At 69.8% G+C, this 21,849-nt stretch carries 18 protein-coding genes; 7 read left to right on the plus strand and 11 right to left on the minus strand.

The features are described from left to right. Nucleotides 1-9: 9 nt before the first annotated feature. Nucleotides 10-1,743 carry a hypothetical protein gene (locus tag Aple_RS06220; RefSeq protein ID WP_155343510.1) on the minus strand — a complete coding sequence of 578 codons (1,734 nt, stop codon included), beginning with the start codon at nt 1,741-1,743 and terminating at the stop codon, nt 10-12. Between the two features lie 319 nt (nt 1,744-2,062). Here Aple_RS06220 and Aple_RS06225 point away from each other — a divergent pair, with 319 nt between their 5' ends. Both Aple_RS06225 and Aple_RS06230 read left to right on the plus strand, forming a co-directional pair. Continuing rightward, a complete protein-coding gene (locus tag Aple_RS06225; protein WP_218038140.1) occupies nt 2,063-3,403 on the plus strand; it encodes a pectinesterase family protein in 1,341 nt (446 codons plus the stop codon). Nucleotides 3,404-3,412: 9 nt separating this feature from the next. Then, nucleotides 3,413-4,822: a pectate lyase family protein gene (locus tag Aple_RS06230; RefSeq protein ID WP_155343512.1), complete on the plus strand. Its 1,410-nt coding sequence runs from the start codon at nt 3,413-3,415 to the stop codon at nt 4,820-4,822. A 159-nt stretch (nt 4,823-4,981) separates the two neighbouring features. Here the strand turns inward: Aple_RS06230 and Aple_RS06235 are convergent, their stop codons facing one another. From Aple_RS06235 to Aple_RS06280, 10 genes are all read right to left on the minus strand, one after another. Further along, a complete protein-coding gene (locus tag Aple_RS06235; RefSeq protein WP_155343513.1) occupies nt 4,982-8,224 on the minus strand; it encodes a tetratricopeptide repeat protein in 3,243 nt (1,080 codons plus the stop codon). A 46-nt stretch (nt 8,225-8,270) separates the two neighbouring features. Continuing rightward, nucleotides 8,271-8,753 carry a flavin reductase family protein gene (locus Aple_RS06240; protein WP_155343514.1) on the minus strand — a complete coding sequence of 161 codons (483 nt, stop codon included), beginning with the start codon at nt 8,751-8,753 and terminating at the stop codon, nt 8,271-8,273. Continuing rightward, on the minus strand, nt 8,750-9,973 hold the full coding sequence (locus Aple_RS06245) for a styrene monooxygenase/indole monooxygenase family protein (RefSeq protein ID WP_155343515.1): 1,224 nt from the start codon (nt 9,971-9,973) through the stop codon (nt 8,750-8,752). The genes Aple_RS06240 and Aple_RS06245 overlap by 4 nt, the downstream gene beginning before the upstream one ends. A gap of 103 nt (nt 9,974-10,076) precedes the next feature. After that, nucleotides 10,077-11,060 carry an AraC family transcriptional regulator gene (locus Aple_RS06250; protein WP_246264173.1) on the minus strand — a complete coding sequence of 328 codons (984 nt, stop codon included), beginning with the start codon at nt 11,058-11,060 and terminating at the stop codon, nt 10,077-10,079. Between the two features lie 96 nt (nt 11,061-11,156). Continuing rightward, a complete protein-coding gene (locus Aple_RS06255) occupies nt 11,157-12,380 on the minus strand; it encodes an MFS transporter (RefSeq protein ID WP_170321309.1) in 1,224 nt (407 codons plus the stop codon). A 136-nt stretch (nt 12,381-12,516) separates the two neighbouring features. Then, complete coding sequence (locus Aple_RS06260) at nt 12,517-13,887, minus strand: alpha/beta hydrolase family protein (protein ID WP_218038141.1); 1,371 nt, start codon at nt 13,885-13,887, stop codon at nt 12,517-12,519. A gap of 119 nt (nt 13,888-14,006) precedes the next feature. Next, on the minus strand, nt 14,007-14,567 hold the full coding sequence (locus Aple_RS06265; RefSeq protein WP_170321310.1) for an ArsR/SmtB family transcription factor: 561 nt from the start codon (nt 14,565-14,567) through the stop codon (nt 14,007-14,009). 129 nt (nt 14,568-14,696) lie between these two features. Then, entirely contained in the window at nt 14,697-15,428 is a 732-nt protein-coding gene (locus Aple_RS06270; RefSeq protein WP_155343519.1) for an SDR family oxidoreductase, read from the minus strand. Between the two features lie 147 nt (nt 15,429-15,575). Continuing rightward, nucleotides 15,576-16,604: a permease prefix domain 1-containing protein gene (locus Aple_RS06275; protein WP_155343520.1), complete on the minus strand. Its 1,029-nt coding sequence runs from the start codon at nt 16,602-16,604 to the stop codon at nt 15,576-15,578. Further along, nucleotides 16,601-16,936: a PadR family transcriptional regulator gene (locus tag Aple_RS06280; RefSeq protein WP_155343521.1), complete on the minus strand. Its 336-nt coding sequence runs from the start codon at nt 16,934-16,936 to the stop codon at nt 16,601-16,603. Before Aple_RS06280 ends, Aple_RS06275 begins: the two co-directional genes overlap by 4 nt. Nucleotides 16,937-17,151: 215 nt before the next feature. Here Aple_RS06280 and Aple_RS06285 point away from each other — a divergent pair, with 215 nt between their 5' ends. Genes Aple_RS06285 through Aple_RS06305 form a run of 5 tightly spaced genes read left to right on the plus strand, consistent with a single transcriptional unit; the run spans nt 17,152 to nt 21,806 of the window. After that, a complete protein-coding gene (locus Aple_RS06285) occupies nt 17,152-17,946 on the plus strand; it encodes a S1C family serine protease (RefSeq protein WP_246264174.1) in 795 nt (264 codons plus the stop codon). A gap of 11 nt (nt 17,947-17,957) precedes the next feature. Next, a complete protein-coding gene (locus Aple_RS06290) occupies nt 17,958-18,941 on the plus strand; it encodes an AAA family ATPase (protein WP_155343522.1) in 984 nt (327 codons plus the stop codon). After that, complete coding sequence (locus Aple_RS06295) at nt 18,919-19,827, plus strand: DUF58 domain-containing protein (RefSeq protein WP_246264176.1); 909 nt, start codon at nt 18,919-18,921, stop codon at nt 19,825-19,827. Before Aple_RS06290 ends, Aple_RS06295 begins: the two co-directional genes overlap by 23 nt. Beyond that, nucleotides 19,824-20,765, plus strand: a complete 942-nt coding sequence (locus Aple_RS06300; protein WP_155343523.1) for a VWA domain-containing protein — start codon at nt 19,824-19,826, stop codon at nt 20,763-20,765. Before Aple_RS06295 ends, Aple_RS06300 begins: the two co-directional genes overlap by 4 nt. Further along, nucleotides 20,766-21,806, plus strand: coding sequence for a vWA domain-containing protein (locus tag Aple_RS06305; RefSeq protein WP_155343524.1), 1,041 nt, complete (start codon nt 20,766-20,768; stop codon nt 21,804-21,806). Nucleotides 21,807-21,849: the final 43 nt, after the last annotated feature.

A 21,849-nucleotide genomic window follows, 5' to 3' on the forward strand; every position in this document is an offset into this window, starting at 1 on the left:
TCGGCGGGCTCACGGTGAACTCGCTTCGGCGCGCTCGGCCGTCGCCTTCGCCAGGGCCGCGTCCGCGGACTCGGCCGCCTCCGCCGCGTCGCGCAGGCGAGGCGTCGGATTGTCGCCGACGGTCAGGACCCGGCGGCCCGAGGCCAGCAGGGACCTGCCCGCGCGTTCCGCGACCTCGGGGACGAGAACGCCGCCGAGGGTGAGGGCGGCCTCCAGACCGCTCATGGGCTCGCCGTACAGGTCCTTCCCGGTCAGCACATAGGCGCCGACGCTGCCCAGGTCGCGCAGGTCGTACATGGCCTGGATGGCCGGGTGCGGGATGAACTCACCGATCGCGAGGACGATCTGCAGGATCTCCTGGATGGTCGCCGGTCGCGACCGCAGGTCCGCGACGTCGACCTGCTCGTCCGCCGTGATCGCCAGTGGCACGTCGTCGAAATCCGCGACCGTCTCGCGGTACTCGACGATGCCCTCCAGATCGGACACGCCGGCGGCGCCGATGGCGTCGTCCAGGAAGACGCGCACCTGCTCGGTGCGGACGACCGTCAGCCGGAAACTCGGCCCGCCGGGCACGGCCCTCGCGGGCGGCTCGGCAACGGGATTGCCGTCCGGGTCCAGGTAGTCGAGCCGGTAGGCGAAGCGGTCCGCCGCGCTCGCCGGATCGACCCGGACGCGGATCAGCGCCGGCGCCGTCTCCGGCAGCCCGCCGAGCCATTCGACATAGGTGTCGAGAACGCTTATCACCAGCGAGAAGACGAAGTCGTCGAGGGCGTACGCCGCCTTGACCATCCAGTCCGGCTGCCAGCCCCACGGGCGTCCCTTGGGTGGCCGGCGGAGATCCGGCTTCATCAGCAGCAGGTCGACGCCGTCCGGGCGCGTCTGCTGCACGGCCAAGGGCTTGGGCACCTCGTTCTGCTCGCCGAAGGCGTGACGCATCGCCACGGCGCTCGCCACGATGTCGGGCTCCGCCAGCGGCGTCGGGCGGAGCGGCGCGCCAAGCGGCGGCAGCGTCATCGGATGGCGGTGGCGCTCGAACTCGAAGATGAGCGCCTGATCGCAGGTGACCTCCGCTTCACCGGCGACGTAGGCCGCGCGCGCCGCGCTCAGCGCGGCCTCGCCGAGGAGCGGCTCCTGCGTGAAACCGACGCCGGGCGCGGCGGCGATCCGGAGCCGCATCGCGCTCCAGTGATAGAGCGCGGCCGGGTCCAGTGTTTGATCGCCGTCCGGAGGCGACTCCGTGACGCAGAAGCCGCGGGCGGGCGTGAAGGCGTAGCCGAAGGGCAGGAGTTCGTATTCGATCGTTTTCGCCTCGGCCGCGTCGCCGAAGCTCCAGCCGGTCTCACCGCGGCCGCCCGCCCGGACCTTGACGGTCTCGGTCGCGCCGCGGACCTTGTTCACCACGGTCAGGTCGAAGGAGAGCGGCTGTGCCGTTTTGACGTCCACCACGGTCGTCGTCGACAGCTCCGGAAGCCGGCCAAGGGCGCTGCTCGCCACCTCGAAGAACCAGCCGGGCAGATAGACGATCGAAAGGGACCCTCCGCCATACCGCGCATGCAGCACGTTGCCCATGGCGTCGACGCAGACGAACACCGAGCTGGCCGGCGACCCGAGCCGGAGCTCCTCCCAGCGCCCTCCGATGGTGTCCGGAGTATCGAGGGCCCTCCAGACGTCCTCCAGCAGAGGGCGCAAATGGCGCACAGTCTCCTCGACGGCCGCAAGCTTGGAGGTTTCCTCTTGCCCCATGGCCGGGAGAGTATCCGATAGCCGTATGTGACACCCATACCAATTCTCAGCCGGCCCGACATCGGCACTCCCGGTCCAGCTGACAAGTTGAACGCCGCGTTCCGTTCGGCTGATTCCCCTCCTTGAACGGGAAGCGTTTACTTTCATGCGTTCTACCTGCTGGATTCCTGTTATTAGTTTGGCCGATTGACAAACTGCGAGCAGGGATCTTACGGTGCGCCCGTCTGTGAACGCTCCCACATCCAAGGAGGGCGCAATGCCCCTTCGTCACAAGGCCGGGATCGGAGCGTCAATGCTCGCGGTCCTTGTCTTGTCCGTCATGTTAACGCAAACATCAGCAGAGGCGGCCACTCCCGTCGCGAACGGCGTCTACACCCTCGCCTCGGCCTCCAGCGGGAAATGCGCCACCGTCGCCGGCACCGCCAACGGCGGCCTGATGACGCAGGTCGCCTGCGTCGCCACCGACACCGCCCACCAGTGGAAGGCCGTTCCGCAAGGCGCCGCCTTCAACCTGGTCAACGGCGCCAGCACCCGCTGCATGGACGCCCCCGCCACACCCCAGCTCCAGCAGTGGGGCTGCGGTGACGGCGCCAAGCCCAACCAGCACTGGACCTTCACCGCGTCCACCGCCGCCTCCGGCAAGTTCCTCGTCCGCAACGTCGCCACCGGCCTGTGCGTCAGCAACCAGGGCGGCTCGACCGCGGGGAACAACCCGATCATCCAGGAGGCGTGCTCCGACGTCGCCCGGATGCAGTGGACCTTCAACCAGGTCACGGCCGGGTCGGCGGTCGTGGCGGCCGACGGCACCGGGCAGTTCCGGACCGTCCAGGCCGCGATCGACGCCGTGCCCTCGAACAACACCGCCCGCAGGGTGATCACGATCAAGCCCGGCACCTACCGGGAGATCGTCACGCTCAACAAGCCGTACGTGACGCTCCAGGGGCTGGGTTCGTCACCGTCGGCGACGTTGATCGTGAACAACCGCTCGGCGTACACCCACGGCACCTCGGGCAGCTTCACCGCCCAGATCTCCGGCCGGGACGCCATCGCCACCAACCTGACCTTCTCCAACGACCTCGACGAGAACTCCGTGCCCAGCGGCGCGCAGGCCGTGGCCCTGCGCCTGGACGGCGACCGCACCCTCCTGACCGGCGTGCGGGTGCTCGGCGACCAGGACACCCTGCTGGTCAACGACTCGGCGCGGGCGTACGTGAAGAACTCCTACGTGGAGGGCACCGTCGACTTCATCTTCGGCGGCGGCACCATCGTGTTCGACGCGTGCGACATCTACGAGAAGCGCACCACCGGCGGCCCGATCACCGCCGCCAGCACCCCGGCCGCCAAGACCTACGGGTTCCTCTTCTACCGGTCCCGCATCACCGGGGCGACGAACAACACCACGCAACTCGGCCGCCCGTGGCGGCCCGACGCGCAGGTGCTCTACCGCGAGTCGACGCTGAGCGCGACGATCCGCACCTCGCAGCCGTGGACCGACATGTCAGGCAACATCTGGCAGAACGCGCGGTTCCTCGAATATCGCAACACCGGCTCCGGCGCCGGGACCAACTCCAACCGGCCGCAGCTCAGCGACTCCCAGGCGGCCAACTACACCCCGCAGCGTTACCTGGCCGGATCCGACGGCTGGAACCCCGTTTTCTGAGAGGGCACGATGAAACGACTTCTGACCGTGGCCGCGACGGCGGCCATGCTGATCGGCCTGACGGCGTGGCCCGCCCAGGCGGCCACCCCCGTCGCGAACGGCGTCTACACCCTGGCCTCGGCCTCCAGCGGCAAGTGCCTCACCGTCGCCGGCACCGCCAACGGCGGCCTGGCCACCCAGGTGGCCTGCGTCGCGACCAACACCGCCCACCAGTGGAGGGCGGTGCCGCGAGGCAGCGTGTTCAACCTGGTCAACGGCAACAGCACCCGCTGCCTCGACGCGCCCGCCACGGCCCAGCTCCAGCAGTGGGGTTGCGGTGACGGCGCCAAGCCCAACCAGCAGTGGACCTTCACCGCCTCGTCGGCGGCGTCCGGCAAGTTCCTGGTCCGCAACGTCGCCACCGGCCAGTGCGTCAGCAACCAGGGCGGCTCGACGGCCGGGAACAACCCGATCATCCAGGAGGCCTGCTCCGACGTCGCCCGGATGCAGTGGACCTTCAACCAGGTCTCCGGCCCGACCGACCCCGGCCGGACCTGGCCGAGCACCCCCGACGGCTTCGCCGCGGCCGGCGGCACCACCGGCGGCGCGGGCGGCACGACCGTGACCGTGACGACCTACGCCGACCTTGTCCGGTACGCCACCGCGAGCCAGCCGTACATCATCAGGGTCAACGCCACCCTCAACGCCTCACCCCGGGGCAACGAGATCCGGGTCGCCTCGAACAAGACCATCGTCGGCGTCGGCAGGAACGGCTCCGTCGCCGGCGGCGGCTTCTTCCTGGACGGCGTCTCGAACGTCATCATCCGCAACCTGACCATCCGCGACACCCTCATGCCCGAGGACGACCCGGGCGACGACACCTACGACTACGACGGCATCCAGATGGACGGCGCCCGCAACGTCTGGATCGACCACAACCACATCACCCGCATGAACGACGGCCTGATCGACAGCCGCGAGGACACCACCGACCTGACCGTGTCCTGGAACGTCATCGCCGAGAGCCGCAAGGCGTTCCGCATCGGCTGGACCTCGAACGTCACCGCGCGCATGACCATCCACCACAACTGGCTGCGTGACAACGTCTCCCGCAACCCGTCGACCGACAACGTGGCCTACGCGCACCTCTACAACAACTACCTGCAGAACATCACCGGCTACGGCAACTACGCCCGGGGCGCCACGAAGATGGTCCTGGAGAACAGCTACTTCCAGAACGTGAAGGACCCCTACTACCGCGACGACGCCGCCCAGCTCCGCCAGTCGGGCAGCATCTGCTCCAGCTGCTCCGGGCAGCAGGAGACGGGCGGCTCGGCCTTCACGCCGAGCTCGTTCTACTCCTACACCCTCGACCCGGCCAGCCAGGTGCCCAGCCTGGTGGGCACGTACGCGGGCCCGCAGGCGAACATCGGCACCTGACCGAACGCCCGGACGGCATGGAACACCTCGCGGGGCGCGTGCGATGTTGATCGCACCATGCCCAGAGCCGCGACACCGTTCCGTGCCGTCCGGGCAAACGCGGCCGTACGGGCCGGGGAGCTGGGATGGCGGAGATCCTCGTCTCGGGCGACTGGTTGATCAAGGCGTGTCGGGTGACAGGACGTGCTGGACGTACGCCAGGGCTTCCTGTGACTCGGCAAGGGCGGCCTGGAACTCCCGCGGATGATCCCGGGCCAGCTCGCGGCGCAGCCGGACCGCCTCGTCGAGGCTGGTGTGCGCCTGCCGCCAGCGTCCCAGGCCGATGAGCCAGGCGCCGAGATTGTGCAGCGCTCTGGCCAGACGAGGCTCGAATGCCGCCGGGTCCGCCTGGGCCAGGGCCCGGTAGACGCGTACTGCCTCCTCCGAGGCCGTCCGCGCCTCCTCAAACCGGCCGAAAGGCACCAGCCAGGCACCCAGATCGCTCAGCTGCCTGGCGAATTCGGATCGGTAGGCGTGCGGGTCCACGTCGGCGAGACGCCGGTAGATCTGTACCGTTTCCTGGGCCGCCGACAGGGCTTTCTCCATCTCGCCCAAGGCACTCAGACAGACGGCGAGATTGCGCAGCGGTCCGACGAACTCCGCGTCGGCGTCCAGCCTCCGCCCGATCTCCACGGCCTCCTCCAGTTCGGGGCGCGCGGCCGCCCATCGGCCCAAGGCGGTCAAGCGGTTGCCGAGCGAGTTGAGCGACGCGGCGAGTTTGGTCCGGAAAGCCTCCGGATCGGCGGCGGCCAGGGTTCGGTAGAGGGCGACCGCCTCCCGCGCCGCGATCAGCGCCTGGCGGGCCGCGCCCGCCTTGGACAGGGTGGCCGACAAGCGCATGAGCGCCCCGGCGAGGCCGGGCCGCGCGCGGCCGGGGGCGGTGCCGGCGAGCTCGCGCTGGATCAGCACAGCCTGCTGCGCGGCGTCCGTCGCCTCGCCGTGGCTACCCAGCAGGGAGAGCTCGTCCGCCAGGCAGTCGAGCGAGACGGCCAGTTCCAGGGCGAAGTCCCGGCGCCGGGTCTGGGACAACCCGCGCCGGATCTGAACCGCTTCCTGAATGGCCGCCAGGGCCTGCTCGTGCCGGCCGACCTTCGACAGCAGGTTGCCGAGGTTGTGCAGCGCTCTGGAGAGCTCGGGCCGGAAGGCCGCCGGGTTGGCTTCCGCCACGAGCCGGTATCCGGCGATCGCTTCGAGCGCGGCGTCCAGCCCTTCCCCGTGGCGCTTCAGCATGTGCAGCGTGCCCCCGAGGTTGCTCAGCGCCAAGGCGAGCTCGGCCTGGTGGACCTGCGGCTGGGATTCCCTCAACTCGCGCCACAGGTGGATCGACTCCCGGGTGGCGGCCAGGGCCAGGTCGTGGTGGCCCAACTCCGTCAACTGGACGGCGAGATTCTGCAGTGACTTGGCCAGGCCGACCTGATAGGCCTGCTGCTCAGTTCGGGACAGCCCCCGGTAAAGGAGCACGGCCTGCTCGGAGACGGCCAGCGCCTCGTTGTGCCGGGACAGCTTCGACAGCCAGATACCGTGGTGATCAAGCACCTCGGCAAGGTTGGGCTGGAACACTTCCGGCTGGTCGTCGGCCAGCGCCTGGTAGATCCGTTGCGCCTCCCGGGTGGCGACCAGAGCTTGTTCGTACTGGCCCAGATCGCCCAGGCACGCCCCGAGTTTCGCCTCCGACCTGGCCAGATCCGGGAGGAAGAGCGGGAGGAGCGCCGCCAGCTCGCGGCGGATCTCCAGCGCTTGCCGTGCGGCGGCCAGCGCCTCCGTATACCGGCCGGCGGCGGACAGCCGATCGGCCAGCACGGCATGCAGCCGGGCCCGGGACACCGCGCCGGTCTCGGTCGCGAGCCGATGCTCGGTCACCCGGGTGGCCAGGGCGGCGATACCGACATCCAGATCGACCCGCCGGACGGGCAGCACGTCGTCGATCGCCTCCAGCACGGCCGGGTCGAGCTCCGGTAAGTCGGCCAGCGCGGCCAGCACGGCTCCGCCGGCCTCAAGCGCCAGCTGCGGACGTTCTCGTAACAGCGGAGCCAGTTGCCGGTGCGCCAGGTGCGGCCAGCGGCGGGCGGCCTCGGTGAGCATGGTGAAGGCCGACTGGACCACACCGGGCGGGGGCGGGTGCTGATCGTCGGTCAGCAGCCGTGCCGGCATCGTGGCCGCCCAGGCGTCCGGTTCGTAGCCGCCCGTACGGTGACCGGGGGTGAGGATGGCGATGAAGTCCTCGGCGAGCCGGTCCGGATACAGCGGCTCCAGCACGGTGCCCGCGTCGGCCGGCGGGTAGCAGACGCGGTGATCCTCCAGCACGATGGCGGGCGGTTCGGCGGATGACGACACACCGGCGCGGTCCAGGATCGAGATGGCCGTCTCGTATCCCAGCGGTCGGGTCAGGATCGCGGTGAACACCGTCCGCCCCATCGTCTCCGGCCGGGTGCGCGCGCGACCGCCGCCGTGCAGACGCTGCCAGTAGGCATGTTCGCGATCCAGCAGATACGCCGACAACGCGGCCGGGTCGTCCGGTGCCCGTTCTCCTCTGGCGTGGGCGTCCACCGCGGCCAGCGCCGCCATGTGCACGGCCAGCACCAGCCCGAACGCCTCGTCGGCCAGGTCGGCCGGGCCGTGGACGCGCTGCGGGTCGCGCACGCCCAGGACCTCGGCGAACCGGTCCCGCGCCTGGTCGAACAGCGCCTGCCGTTCCAGCGCCGTGGCGGCCAGCGAGCCCAGCCGCAGCTGGTCGACCTCGAATCCCAGGTTGGCGAAGTCATGCCGGGTTCCCGCCCACCAAGGCGAAGACCGGGCCACCAGGAGCAGTCGCACACCGGTCCGCGGCGACAGATCGGCGGCCAGGCCCAGCAGATCCTCCAGCGGCCAGCGCTCGGCGTAGTCCACCACCCCGAGCACGCCCGCCGTCCCCGCTTCCCAGGACTCGGTCCCGCCTCGGCGTACCTCGCCGACGTGCCGGACCGCCGTCACCCCCCAGCCCGCCCGCCGGCTCTCCGCGGCGAACCGCGCCGCCAGCCGCGTCTTGCCCTGCCCGCCCGGGCCGTGCACCAGCAGCGCGGCGAGCCCGGCGTCGTCGTCACGCCATCGCCGCAACCGGGCCTGTTCCTCGTCGCGGCCGGCGAAATCCACCACGCCGTTCCGCGTCGCCAGCAACTGGCTCAGCGACAATTCATTCACCGGCCGGCGCGGCGGCGACATCGGCTCCAGTCGATAACGCGGGCCCGCGTCCGCCGTGACATGCTGATTCAGCACCCCGCCGTGAATCGTGTGCGCCTGAATGACCGATCCGGTCACCGTGCCACTGACGTCGTTGCGTACGGCCGGGACAACGCCATCACGCTCGTTCCCACCTGGCTCCCGCATCCGCACAGAATAGGTTCTATTTCAGCCGGAGGCCGAGCGCGGCTGGCTACGCGGCCCCCGCCGATGTCATCTCGGGCCAGAAGTCCCGGTAGCGGCCGGAGTGGAAGACGAGCGGCTCCCCTTCGGCCCGCTGGTAGCCCTCCACCGCCCCGACGAAGATGTGGTGGTCCCCGCCGTCGTGGACGCGCTCCGTACGGCAGACGAAACTGGCCAGGGTCCCGGCGAGTATCGGCAGGGGAGCGCCGAGCAGCTCCACCCCGGCGAACTTGTCGGTCGAGGGCGTGGCGAAGCGCCTGGACAGGTGGTCCTGGTCGGCGGCCAGGACGTTGACGGCGAACCGCCCGGCCCGCAGGAAGAGCGGCGCGCTGGGCGCCCGGTCCGACAGACACCAGAGCACCAGCGGCGGATCGAGCGAGACCGAGGTGAAGGAGTTGACGGTCACGCCGGCCCGCTCCCCGTCGTCGGTCACCGTCGTGATCACCGCGACCCCGGTCGCGAACTGCCCGAAGGCCTCACGGAGTGATCTCATGCCGCGACCCTGCTCAGGTAGGCCTCGGCTCGGCCGGCGTCCATGAACCAGTCGGCGTAGTCGGCCGGGTCGTCGAAGCCGTTGACGAATCGGGAGGCGATCTCCGGGTGCTGTCCGGCGGCGCCCAGGAGCGCCAGGTGGTGGGGTTCGGCCGGCGCCAGCAGGGCGTTGGTCCAGTTCGTGACGTGCTGGGCCTGCGTCCAGAAGAGGTCGAAAGTCCGCCGCATCCAGTCCGCGTCGAACGGCTGCGCGCCCCGTTCCACGATGGCCCGCAGGTAGGTGGCGGCGCACTTGGCGGCGTTGTTGCTGCCCTGCCCGGTGATCGGGTCGTTGAGCACCACGACGTCGGCGACGCCGAGCACCGGTGCGCCGGAGGGCAGAACGGCGACAGGACGGCGAACCGTGGGGGCGAAACGGCCGGTCAGGACCGCGTTGGCGTCGGTGAGCTCGATCCCGGCGCAGCGCTCGGCCTCCCATGGGAAGAAGGTTTCCAGGATCTGGCGGCTGCGCGCCAGATGCTCGGCGGGGCCGCGCACGTCGCCCCAGCAGTCCATGGGACCGCCTGGCACGCCCTCGAACACCATGATCTCGCAGGGGCCGGTGTGCGTGAGCGCGGGGAAGACGAAGTACTCGCCCACACCGGGGAGCAGATTGAAGCAGACCGCCGAGTGATCGGGGCGGGGGGCGAGACCGTTGACGTAGGTGACCGCCAGCGCGCGCTGCGGAGCGGCATACGGGGAGCGTGCGGGGTCCCGCTCGAAGAGCGAGGCGATCTGTCCCTTCCCCGCGGCGACGAGGACCAGGTCGTACCGGGCGGCATAGCTCTCCAGGTCCTCTGGGGTGGCGTCGTGCAGGACGAGCTTGCCGCCGAGCCGTTCGAACTCGCCCAGCCAGGCCGGCATCTTCAGCCGCTGGTCGACCGAGCGGGCCGGGACGTCCAGCCGCGCCGCCCAGTCGAGTGCTTTGCCGCCCTCCGGGCTCGGAACCGTGAGCGCGATGCCCTCGATGGGCGGGCAGACGTCGGCCCACCAGTCCAGGCCGAGCTCACGCTCATGGGCCTGCGCGGTGCCGAACATGGCCTGGCCGGACATCACCCGGCCGTCGCGGATTGCCTCGGGGGTGCGGTTGGAGATCACGGTGACGTCGTAGCCGTGCTGGAGCAGGCCGATGGCCAGGTGGAGGCCGGCCTGACCGGCGCCGACAATGAGGATGTCGCGCATGGTGGTGGTGTCCCTTCGGTGTCAGGAGTGGAAGTTGCGATCGGCGCCTGACAAGAAAGGTACGGCCGGCGCGTCCGCCCGAGCCATCCGCTGAGCGCGGATCTCATCCACCTGACGCCGAACCCCTGCGCAACGTCTCCGACGGCGGCAGCCCGTACCTCTCGCGGTACTGGGCGGCGAAACGTCCCTGGTGCAGGAAGCCCCATCGGGCGGCCACCGTGGTCACCGTGGCCCTGGCGGGATCGGCCGTCCTGAGTTCGTCGTGCACCCGCGCCAGCCGTACCTGCCTGAGGTAGCCCGTCGGGGTCAGCCCGAGATGCGCGCGGAAACCCTCCTGGAGAGAGCGGCCGCTGACCGCGACGGCGCCGGCGATGTCGGAGGTGGTGAGCGGGAGATGCGCGTGCCCTTCGATGAACTCCATCGCCCGGCGCACGACCTTCGGCAGCGCGGCCGGCCTGGGCGCCGTCAGCCGCTCCAGGTAGTTGGAGGGCTGCATGGTCAGCAGCAGGGTGATCAGGGCGTTCTCCAGGTGCGCGATGGCCAGCGGATGGCCGGTCAGCCCGTCGTCGCGTTCGGCCTCCCTGACGAGCAGGTCCGCCATGTCCCGCCAGGACCGGGTCCAGCCCATCGTCAGGTCCATGCCGAGGTCGAAGACGACCGGACCGTTGAGCTGTTCGCCGAGCATCTGCTCCAGCGAGCGCTCGATGGAGGTGCGCTCGAACTTGATCAGCAACTGGGGGCAGCCGGCGGCCCAGCGCATGTCGAGGTGGCGGGTCGGCGAGGGCAGCGCGGCCAGCGACGGGGTAGAGACGATCTCCTTGTCGCCGGCGCGGATCAAGCTGCGTCCGGCGAGCGGGATCATGACCAGGAAGAATGTGTCAAGGTCGCCTGGTTCGATGTGTACGTCGGCCCCGTAGTCGAGGTAATTGACGCGGACCGAGCCGAGCTGGACGGAGTTGAACCGCGCCGACAGCAGGTCCGCATCCCCGGCCAGGTCCAGCCGATGCGGGCAGAACACCTTGGCGACCTCGCCGCGGACCTCGTCAAGGTCGGAGCTGGTGAAGACGGCACGATTGCTGAGGAGCACATCAAATGATCGTCGTTCTCGACCCCGGTGTTCCATGCAAAAGGACGCACAAGCCTCTGGCGGAGCGGTGGCCTCGCGTTGGTAGGCGGCAGAGAATCAGTGGGCGCTTGGCAGGGGGTGGGATGCTCGTCGGCCGATCAGTAGCAGCAAGCCGACGGCGGCGAGCATTCCGACGGTGATGACCAGCGCTAGGGGCTGGAAGCCGAATTCGGTGGCCACCAGGCCGAACAGCGGGGGGCCGAGCAGCGATCCGAGGCTGCCCGCCTGGGCTATCAGGCCGTTGCCGACGTCGGCGTGGTCAAGGCGCTGCAGCACCAAGGGGAGGGCGGCGAAGGCGAGGGCCCCGAGGAATCCGTTCTCCAGCGAGATGAGCCCCGCGCCGACCAGCGTGGCGGCCGGGGAACCCTCACCGCCATACATGATCCAGGCGGCCGGCACGGCCAGGAGCCCGAACGACGCCAGGACGCCCACCGGCGTGCCGCGTCGCAGCAGTAATCCCACGGACAGCCCGCCGAGCACGCTGAGCAGCGAGATCGCCGAGGTCATGGCGCCCGCGGCGGCAGCCGTACGCCCGTGCTGCTCGATGAGAAGCGTGGGCAGAAGCACGACCACCGGAATGGTCACCAACGCGAAAAGGCAGAAGGACGCGGCGAGCACCGCCGGCCACGTCAGTGCCCTGGCCCTGGGGACGGACCCGGCCGCCGCCTGCCGCCTGGACCCGCGCGGGAGCCGCATCCAGACGGCCAGCGCCATCACGAACGTCAGGCCGGCGATCAGCCCGATCCAGCCGCGCCAGCCCAGGGCGGAGCCGGCCGCGCCTCCCGCCAGCGTGCTCAGCCCGAGCCCGACCGGCACGAACGTAGCCCAGAGGGACAGGGCCGTGCTGCGGTCCCGCTCGCGGGCAAGGCGGAGGATCAGCGCCGGGCAGGCGATGCTGATCAGGAGATATCCGATGCTTTCGACGCCCCGGACGGCCAGCAACCAGGCGAGGTCGCCCGCAGTCACACTGACCGCGCTCGCCGCCGCGAGCAGGACCAGGCCGGCGATCAGGGATCTCTCCGTGCCGAAGCGGCGGACCAGGTATCCGGCGGGCAGGCCGACGACGGCTCCCACGCCGACTACCGCCGAGATCACCCAGCCCAGTTGGGTGAGCGACAGCCTGAGCTCGGCCGCGACTTCCGGCCCGACCGAGGAGAACTTGCCCAGGCTCATCGCCGCGACGACGCCGCCGAGATAGACGATGATGATCGTGACCCACTGCGAGCGCTGCGGGGACTCGTCACCCGACTTCGACCTGTCTGTTGCCGGCTGGAGGTTCATGAGCTCCCTTGCACGATGTCGCGGGCTGATCGTTCGTGACCACATGGAGCGGTCTTCCGGGCACGGCCCTCGAATTGGATCTTCACTGCTCCGGCGGCGCAGATCAACCCGCTTGCGTGCCAATTCTGCTCCGGGACTACGGGGTGAGCAGACCCCAATAGGCTGCCCAGGGAACGAAGACCGCTGCGCCTGTCATGAGCAGGCCGAGCCGGACGCCGCCGCCCGACCGGTGCCGGCGAACGGCGAGTGCCGTCCCTGCGGCGATCACCCCGACCGCCAACACCTGCAGGAGCAGCCAGAGCGGCGGTCGGCCGAGCACGGTGGCGCCCACGCCGGTGGCACCGGTCGCGACGATCGAAAACAGATACGTCGGAGTGCCGAGTACGGTTACCAGTCCCCCGAGAGCCACCAGCACGGCCAGCCGGCGGACCGGCGCCGGACTGCGGCGGAAGAGCCCGCTGAGGAGAAATCCGGCGAACGCCGTCAGCATCACCGCCAGCAGGGTGAGCTGCAAGCCGATCGACTCATACCAGGCCAGCGGGCGCACGGGCTCGCTCACCAGCGTCTGGGGAGGTGGCTGGTCGGAACTGGCCGCGGGCGGGCCGTCTGCGAGTCCGGCTATCCAACGCGTGACGGTGTCCGTGTAGCCAGGAGCGAACCCTTGGGGCTCATCGAAGCCGGTGGTGCTGCGCCGGAGGTTGTGATCGGCTCCGCTGATCACCCTCAGCGTGTGGTGGGTGTTGCCGCCTCGGGCCAGCGCCTGGCGGAACAGGCGCATGCTCTCGCCGGGCGGCGTCGACCTGTCGTACTCGGCGAACACGGCGAGCAGCGGCTGGCGTACCTTCTCCAGCGCGGCCACCGGGATGTTGCCGGCGTCGCCGAACAGTCCGGCGGCCACCAGCATCCTGCTGAGGTTCACTCCGATCGGCGCCTGCAGTGCCTGTTTCACCCCGGCGTGGGAGAGGTACGTGCGGTTGCTCCACAACTGGGTCCTGTCGGCAGGTAGCGCGCTGGCCCCCGCTACCACCACGAAGTCCACCGCGTCCGATCGGGAGGCGGCCAGCGGCGCCACCCAGCCGCCTTCGCTGTGGCCCCAGACCCCGACGCTGGACGGTCGCACGTCGGGGCGGGCGCGCAGCGTTCGGACGCCCGCTACGGCGTCGTCGGCGAGGTCGGAGAACGAGCTGGTCGCCCGGGAGTATCCGGCGCGCTTGTCGTAGATGAGCACCACGATCCCCGCTCTCGCGAAAGCCTCGGCCTCAGGCCGGTAGGAGTCGCGATCACGAGCACCGGCTCCGGCGATCAGCACCAGTCCTGGCCGTCTCTTTCCGGTCGCGGCGGGAGCGATCACGGTGCCGTACAGCGTGGTGGTGCCGTTCTGGAAGGTGACGTCGGTGTTCACCAGGTCATCCGCCGCGGCCGGTGCCGTGACAGTCAGCGGGGACAGGACGACCGAGACGGCCGCGATCCAGCGGCCTAACCTTCGGAATTTGCTTTTGGGCAGCACGGAGTGCTCTCCTTTGGCTGGAAGTTGGTACATCAGGGAATCGCCCATCGGGCGAGGTGTAGCGGCTTCCGCTGCCTGGGCCGTTGAGTTGCCGCTCGACGGCCCAGGATCAATTCAGATCAGACGTCCTCCCCAGGGTCAGGAAAGGCGATGAACCGGGTGAGCACGGTACGCGCTCCCTGGGGGGCCTCTTCCGGGTCGCGCTGATATCGCTTGAGCAGGGCGAGGTAGTCCTCGAAGAAGTCCGCGAGCTCATCCAGGTCCACACGGATCGAACCGCGTGAGTACGGCATGGCGTCCGACCACTCGCCCATCCGCTCACGCTCCATCTGAAAGCGGGCGAAAGTCTCCAGATCCTCGGTCAGCCACAACTCGTTGAGCTGCTCGATCGCGGCCCGCAACTCAGGACTCCGCCGGCTGAGAATGGGGAAGCGGATGCTTAGGCGGGACAGTTTCCACCACCGCTCCCGCCCCTGCCCTCGATCCGGCACCTCTTCGACAAGCCCGTGCTCGGCCAGGATCCGCAAGTTGTAGCTGGTGCCACCCGTAGTGATCCCGAGCCGGTCGGCCAGCGTCGTGGAGGTGGCTTCACCCAGGATCTCCAGCTCCCGCAAGATGCGCTGACGCACCGGATTGGCCAGCGCCTTCGCCGTCCCCAGGTCCGCGATGGAATCAGTCACACCATCCACGATAAATCATGCACGAATAATCGTGCAAACCCCGCCCTGGGAGGGGAGCCGCGGGAGCCAATGCCTGTTACTCGGTTCGTCAACCCCGGAAGCACCGCACGCGGAGTAGGTGGGGACCGCTCATCCAGCCGCGGGGCTGGGAAGATCCGCGTGCTGGTACGGCGTCGGCTCCATCCCCGGTTGCACGACCAGAACGGTGCCCGACGACTCGGCGTGGAAGGCCGCCTCCACCACGGCTGCCACGTCCTCCGCCGTCAGCAGCGGGAATCCGGCGTTGACCATCATCTCTTTGACGGGCGCGACCAGCGGGGTGTCGGTGAAGCCTGGGCAAACAGCGCCGATCCTGACACCGTCCCTGGCCAGCGGCTCCACCAGTGCCCGGACCAGGCCGACTGTGGCGTGCTTGCTCATCGAGTAGATCGGGTCGATGCCGAAGCCGACGAGCCCGGCCAGGGAAGAGGTGACCACGATCGAGCCGCCGCCGGAGCGCTTGAGCAGCGGGAGGGAGGCTGCGACGCCGTAGACGACGGCGTCGACATTGACCCCCATCACCGTCCGGTACCGTTGCGCGTCGAAGGCCGACATGTCGACGCCGCCGTTGGTTCCGGCGTTGAGGTGGACGAGGTCGAGGCGGCCGTACCGCTCCTCGGCGAGCGCGACGGCCCGCAGCGAGGTCTCCTGCGAACTGACGTCGCCCACCACCCAGCCGCCGCTGACTTGTTTGGCGACCCGCTCGACGCCCTCGGCGTCGCGGTCGACCAGAACGCAGGCGACTCCGCTCGCGGACAGGCGTCGTGCGACCGCGGCCCCGATGCCGCTCGCCGCTCCGGTGATCAGTGCAACTGTGCTCATGAGCGCTCCTTGGGGAAGGGCTGTGACGGGGATGTACACGAACTGGTGGAGCATGCGAACGGCCGCGCCGACGCGCGAACAACCGTTGTCCAGCTGGGACCTGGCGCGCCCGGACGCGATGGTGTTCCGGGCGCGTGTGCCTGTTGATCAGCGGCGGGAAGCTCGAACCGGGAGCGCTTCGACAATGGTGTGGATCATTGACTTCCAGCTGGGTGTCACCCACGATCTGGCCGCGAACCCTGCGGCCGCTTCGACGACGGCGTGAAGGACCGCGAGCACGGCGCCGATGATGAGGCCCACATTGGTCCAGTGCGCCACCTGCGACGGCCACCCGGCCGCGTCCACGAAGGCGGGGTTGAGTAACCGGTCGTTGGCCGCTATCCAGATCAGCAGTGTGGTGCTGGCGATGCTGAGCAGGACGGCGGCGACGGCGACGGGGACGCTCCAGCTGACGTAGCTCTTGGCGACGGTGACGCCGAGAGCGGCGATCGCGAGGGCGAGGAACACGTACACCACGCCGGTCCGCCACAGCCAAGGCGAGAGTATGCCGATGGGATCGCCGGTGGCGTCGGTCTGGGTGCTCACGACCGGTGAGAGCATCACGATCGTGGCGAACAGGACCACAGTTACGACCTCGGCGATCACCGTGCCGTGGCGGGCGCGACGGCTGGGCGGCTGCGGGAGCGCGTCGGGAGTCCACTGCCGGGCGGGCACCGTTCGAAGGCTTGGTGTGCGTTCGATGACGGCGAACAGCAGCGTGGTCCAGAAGACGATGTGGACGGTCGTGGTGACCGCTGTGCCGATGGTGGCTCCGATCACGGACCCGGCGGCGCCGCCTTGCAGGATGCGGATGAATGCGGTGGCCGCCGCGGTGGCGGGCACGACGGTCACGAGGATGGCCACGATGAGCCGGATGTAGTCCAGATACAAGCCGGGGCCGATGAGGTGCAGCGGGCGATCGGCATAGTCGGCGGCCAGCCGTGCCGGGTCGCCGAGTTCGGTGAGCACCGCGTGCTCTGCCTCGCCGGGGTCGTTCCCGGCGTCGATGCGGCCATCGATGGCGTCCGCGATCGAGGCGCGCAGTTCTCTTTCGATGTCCGGGCGTTGTTTCGCGGGTAAGCGGCGCAGGGTGAGGTCCACGTAGCGATCGGTGAGGGTGCTGGTGGCGGCGGTCATGATTCCTCTTTCAGGGCGTGGAAGGCGGTGTGCAACTCGTTCCAATCGCGGCTCAGGAGATCGGCGAGCGCGAGGCCTTGGTCGCTGGTGCAGTAGAACTTGCGGGGCCGGGATTCTTCGGTGTTCCAGTCGCTGGTCAGCAACCCTTGCTTTTCCAGTCGGCGCAACAGCGGGTAGAGGGTGTTGGCGTCGACGGCGAAGCCGGATCGGTCGAGCTGGTCCAGCAAGGCGTATCCGTAGTTCGGCTGTTTGAGGATGAGGAGGCAGGCGAGGACGACGGTCCCTCGCCGCAGTTCCTGCTGGTGCAGCGCGTACAGCTCATCAGCTGGCATACACACACATTAGTGTGTGTCACACACTATTACAAGACACACAATGACGTGTTTCGGTTACATGTGTCGACGCCGCGCGGGGAGATCCCGACACGATCCTGATGCTGCCGCGGAATCTTTGATCCGCATCGCGGCTCTGTGGCTGCCCTGGAGGCTCAAGCGGACAAGCGTGACTATTTAATCCTCTTTTCACCCTGGCCTTGTACGGTGAAGCGGTGGAACGCGGGCCCGAGAGGGCGAACGCTGACAGGTCAGTCGTGGCCGGGGTTCCGGGTCGCCTGCTGATCGGTGGTGGGGTAGGTGCGGTCGCCTTAGTGGTGGTGCTCGCATTCCTGCTCGGCAAGACGACCAGCACGCAGAGCGCGCCGTCGCCCACCCGGAGTCCCACCCCGACGGCGACCACCAGTCCCACGGTGTCGGAGATCTTCCAGCGGGTCGGGCCCTCCGTGGTCGTCATCCGCACGGACGACGCGATCGGCACGGGCGTGATCGCGGCGGACAACGGGACCATCGTGACCGCGAACCACGTCATCGCCGGCGCCAAGGACATCACCGTCACCTTCGCGGACGGCACCAAGGCGAAGGCACGTGTCGCATCGGCCGATCCGGGTCAGGACATCGCGCTGCTCGCCCCGGCGTCGCTGCCCGAGGTCCTCGTTCCCGCGGTTCTCGGCGGCGGCGCGGAGGTGGGCGCGCCGGTCGTCGCCATCGGCAATCCGCTGGGGCTGACCTTCAGCGTCTCCTCCGGCGTCGTCTCGGGCTTGAACCGGACATCAGAATCCGACGACGACGGCGATCTGGAGGGACTCATCCAGTTCGACGCATCCGTCAACCCGGGCAGCTCCGGCGGCCCGCTTCTCGACGCGCGAGGGCTCGTCATCGGCATCGTCGTCTCGATCGCCGACCCGGGCAAGGACGAGGCCTTCGCCGGTATCGCCTTCGCGGTGCCCATCGGTACGGCTCTGTCCGGAGGAGACGGAGACGGTGACGGAAACGGACCCCAGATCTAAGGAATCCCCCGATGACCTCTCCCGCGAAGTCCACCAACCCGCTCGAACGTATGCTGTTTGAGGTCAAGCGTACGATCGTCGGCCAGGATGTGCTGCTGGAACGCATGGCCGTGGCCCTGCTCTCCGGCGGTCACCTGCTCGTCGAGGGCGTGCCCGGCCTGGCCAAGACGCTCGCCGTCAAATCGCTCGCCGCCGCGATCGCCGGGCAGTTCCAGCGGATCCAGTTCACTCCCGACCTCGTCCCGGCCGACCTCATCGGCACGCGGATCTACCATCAGCACTCCGGCGAGTTCCGTACCGAACTGGGGCCGGTCTTCGCGAACCTGCTGCTGGCCGATGAGATCAACCGCGCTCCGGCCAAGGTGCAGAGCGCGCTGCTCGAGGTGATGCAGGAGCATCAGGTCACCATCGGCCGCGAGACGTTCCGGGTGCCTGAGCCGTTCCTGGTCATGGCGACCGAGAACCCGATCGAGTCGGAGGGCACCTATCCGCTGCCCGAGGCGCAGGTGGACCGGTTCATGATGAAGGTCGTCGTCGACTACCCCGGCGGCGCCGAGGAGCACGCGATCGTCGACCGTGCGCTCAGGCCGCCGGAGCCGACGCAGGCGATGCTCACCACCGACGACCTGATCCGGATGCAGGCACGCGTGCGGGAGGTGTACGTCGACCCCTCCATCGTCGACTACGCCGTACGCCTGGTCACCGTGACCCGCGCCCTGGGCAACGCCGGGCTCGGCCAGCTGGAACGGTATGTCAACTACGGCGCCAGTCCCCGCGCCTCGATCGCGCTCGTGATCGGCGCGCGCACCCTCGCGTTCCTCCGCGGCCGCGGCTACGTGCTCCCCCACGACGTCGTCGAACTCGCCCTCGACGTGCTGCGCCATCGGATCGTGCTCTCCTACGAGGCCCTCGCCGACGACGTCGACGCCGACACGATCGTGACGAGCGTGCTCGGGGCCGTACGCATGCCCGATGCCGTTCTCCAGGACCGCTGATCCGATGCGCGCCCCCGAGAAACTCCTGCTCCGCCTGGAATGGCGGGTCGTCCGCCGTCTCGACGGGCGGCTTCAGGGCGGCCACCGTACGGTCCACCGAGGGGCGGGGATCGACTTCGCCGGGCTGCGCGCGTACGTGGAGGGCGACGACGCGCGCCATATCGACTGGAACGTCACCGCCCGGCTGAACGAGCCGCACCTCAGGCTGTTCAACGAGGATCGCGAGATGACGGTCTGGCTCGTGCTCGACCGGTCGGCGTCGATGGCGGCGGGCCGGCCGGGACGCGGTAAGCACGAGGTCCTCGCCGAACTCGCGCTCGTCCTCGCCCGGCTGTTCTGCCGCAGCGGGAACCGCGTCGGCGCCCTGCTCTTCGACACGGGCGTGCTGCGGGTCGTACCGCCCGGCACGGACCGCAGGCACGTGCTGCGCATCGGCGCCGAGCTGGACCGCACCGCCGCCGCGAGCAGCGGCCAGACGACCGATCTGGCCGCGATGCTGGACGCGGTCGCGCGCCTCGCCCGCCGCCGCAGCCTGGTCGTCGTCGTCTCCGACTTCATCGGCGACGGCGACTGGGAACGCTCGCTGCTGCGCCTGGCGCGACGGCACGAGGTCGTCGCCCTCCGCATCGTGGACACGGCGGACGACGAGCTGCCGGAGGCCGGGCTCATCGTGGTGGAGGACGCGGAGACCGGCGAGCAGCTCATCGTCGACTCCGGCGATCCGCTGTTCCGGGTCCGCTTCCGTGAGGCCGTCGACGCGCGCGACGCCCGGCTGGCGGACGGCATGCGCGAGGCGGGGGTGCCGGTCCACCGCGTCGACACCGATCGCGATCTCGCCGAGGCGCTCGTCGAGGTCGTCGCCCGAACCCGGGACCGGCGCACGTGAACCTCTATCTTCTCGCCCTCGGCCTGCTCGTCACCGCCGCGCTCGCCGCCGCGGCCGTCGTCTTCGCCCGCCGCCGGTCGGCCGCATGGGCCGCCGCCGGAATCACCGCGCCGAACCGCCGCCGTACGCAACTGGGCACCGGGTTCACCCTCGGCGGCCTCGCGGTTCTCGCCATCGCCGTCGCCGGTCCGACCGCGTCCGTGCCCGTGCCCCGCGCCTCGGGTACGGTCATCCTGGCCATGGACGTCTCCGCGAGCATGGGCGCCGACGACATCGCGCCCACCCGGCTCGCGGCCGCGCAAAAGGCGGCACGGTCGTTCATCCAGGCGCAGCCGGCCAGCGTCGACATCGGCGTCGTGGCGTTCGAGCGGGGCGCGCTCACCACCGCGCGTCCGGACGCCGACCACTCCGCCGCCCTGGCGGCGATCGATCGTCTGAAGGTCACCGGCGGCACCTCGCTGGGGAGCGCCATCATCGCCTCGCTCTCGGCGATCACCGGCAAGAGGGTCGCCATCGGACGCGACGGCGCCACCCCTGACATCGGGTACTGGCCCTCGGCGACCATCGTGATGTTCACCGACGGCCAGGACCTGGGCGGGAACCTCGACGACGCCGTGGCGGTGGCCGAGCAGGCGGGCGTGCGCATCCACACCGTCGGCATCGGCACCACCGCCGGAACCGCGGTGAAGGTCGACGGATTCAGCCTGCAGACCGCGCTCGACGAGGACGCGCTCACAGCGATCGCGCGGGCCACCCGCGGCACGTACTATCCCGGCTCCGACGCGGGCGGGCTCGACGGGGTCGCCTCGACGATCGATCTGCGGCTCACCGTCAGCGACGAGCCGCTTCCCCTCGCCGGCGCGTTCATCGCGGTCGCCCTCGTCCTGCTCATCGCGGGGTCGGCGCTCACCGTCTTCCGTACCGGGCGGGTGGTCTGAATGTCCTTCACATGGCCCTGGGCGCTGCTCGCCCTCCTGGCCGCCCCGCTGGTGTTCGCGATCTGGTGGCTGACGCGGCGGCGACGCCGGCGCGCCGCGATCCGGGTCACCTCGGTCGCGCTGGTCCGGGTGGCGCTGCCCGGACGCGTCCGCTGGCGGCGATGGATCCCGGCGGCGCTGCTCGCGGCGGGGCTCGCCGTGCTCGGTCTTGGGGCCGCGCGCCCGCAGGCGACCGTACCGGTCCCGATGGACTCGGCGACGATCCTGCTCTCCCTCGACATCTCGGGCTCCATGTGCTCCACCGACGTGGACCCGAACCGCATCACCGCCGCCACGGAAGCCGCCGCGGACTTCATCCGGTCCCAGCAGGGCGGGCCGCGCATCGGCCTGGTCACCTTCGCGGGCAGCGCGGGCCTCATCGTCCCCCCGACCGATGACACGCAGGCGCTGCTCGACGCGCTCGAGGACCTGGTCACCTCCCGTGGCACCGCGATCGGCCAGGCCATCCTCGCCTCGCTCGACGCCATCGCGGAGGTCGATCCCTCGATCGCCGCGATCGGCGCCGAGCCCGCGGACCGTGGCCCGGGTTATGCGAGCAGTGCGATCGTCGTGCTCACCGACGGTGCGAACACCCAGGGCGTCGACCCGCGGACCGCCGCCCAGGAAGCCGCTCTCCGCCGCGTACGCGTCTTCACCATCGGGTTCGGCACCTCCACACCCGCGCCCATGGTGTGCGACAACTCGCAGTTCGACGGCGGCTTCGGCTTTCCCGGCCGCGGCGGCTTCGACCGGGGGCGCGGCCGGCTGGCCATCGACGAGAACGCGCTCCGCCAGGTCGCCGACACCACGGGAGGGACGTACTACCGCGCGCAGAACGCCGACCAGCTCCAACAGGCCCTGGGCAAGCTGCCGGGCACGTTCACCGTCGTCCACGAGCATCTCGACATCGCCGCCTGGTTCGCCGGCGCCGGCGGCCTCCTCATCGCGGCCGCCGTCGCGCTCTCACTTTGGTGGAACAACCGGCCCGCTCGCCGGAACTGATTGATCAGGCCTCTTATCAGATTGTTCAACAATACTTACATTG

The sequence above is a fragment of the Acrocarpospora pleiomorpha genome (assembly GCF_009687885.1).
GTDB lineage: Bacteria > Actinomycetota > Actinomycetes > Streptosporangiales > Streptosporangiaceae > Acrocarpospora > Acrocarpospora pleiomorpha.

Excerpts from the sequence above, each read along its gene's own strand:
- Aple_RS06275 (WP_155343520.1), bottom strand. The coding sequence starts at position 16,604 with ATGACCGCCGCCACCAGCACCCTCACCGATCGCTACGTGGACCTCACC.
- Aple_RS06280 (WP_155343521.1), bottom strand. The coding sequence starts at position 16,936 with ATGCCAGCTGATGAGCTGTACGCGCTGCACCAGCAGGAACTGCGGCGA.
- Aple_RS06270 (WP_155343519.1), bottom strand. The coding sequence starts at position 15,428 with ATGAGCACAGTTGCACTGATCACCGGAGCGGCGAGCGGCATCGGGGCC.
- Aple_RS06230 (WP_155343512.1), top strand. The coding sequence starts at position 3,413 with ATGAAACGACTTCTGACCGTGGCCGCGACGGCGGCCATGCTGATCGGC.
- Aple_RS06225 (WP_218038140.1), top strand. The coding sequence starts at position 2,063 with ATGTTAACGCAAACATCAGCAGAGGCGGCCACTCCCGTCGCGAACGGC.
- Aple_RS06240 (WP_155343514.1), bottom strand. The coding sequence starts at position 8,753 with ATGAGATCACTCCGTGAGGCCTTCGGGCAGTTCGCGACCGGGGTCGCG.
- Aple_RS06220 (WP_155343510.1), bottom strand. The coding sequence starts at position 1,743 with ATGGGGCAAGAGGAAACCTCCAAGCTTGCGGCCGTCGAGGAGACTGTG.
- Aple_RS06255 (WP_170321309.1), bottom strand. The coding sequence starts at position 12,380 with ATGAACCTCCAGCCGGCAACAGACAGGTCGAAGTCGGGTGACGAGTCC.
- Aple_RS06295 (WP_246264176.1), top strand. The coding sequence starts at position 18,919 with ATGCCGTTCTCCAGGACCGCTGATCCGATGCGCGCCCCCGAGAAACTC.
- Aple_RS06305 (WP_155343524.1), top strand. The coding sequence starts at position 20,766 with ATGTCCTTCACATGGCCCTGGGCGCTGCTCGCCCTCCTGGCCGCCCCG.
- Aple_RS06290 (WP_155343522.1), top strand. The coding sequence starts at position 17,958 with ATGACCTCTCCCGCGAAGTCCACCAACCCGCTCGAACGTATGCTGTTT.
- Aple_RS06235 (WP_155343513.1), bottom strand. The coding sequence starts at position 8,224 with ATGCGGGAGCCAGGTGGGAACGAGCGTGATGGCGTTGTCCCGGCCGTA.
- Aple_RS06245 (WP_155343515.1), bottom strand. The coding sequence starts at position 9,973 with ATGCGCGACATCCTCATTGTCGGCGCCGGTCAGGCCGGCCTCCACCTG.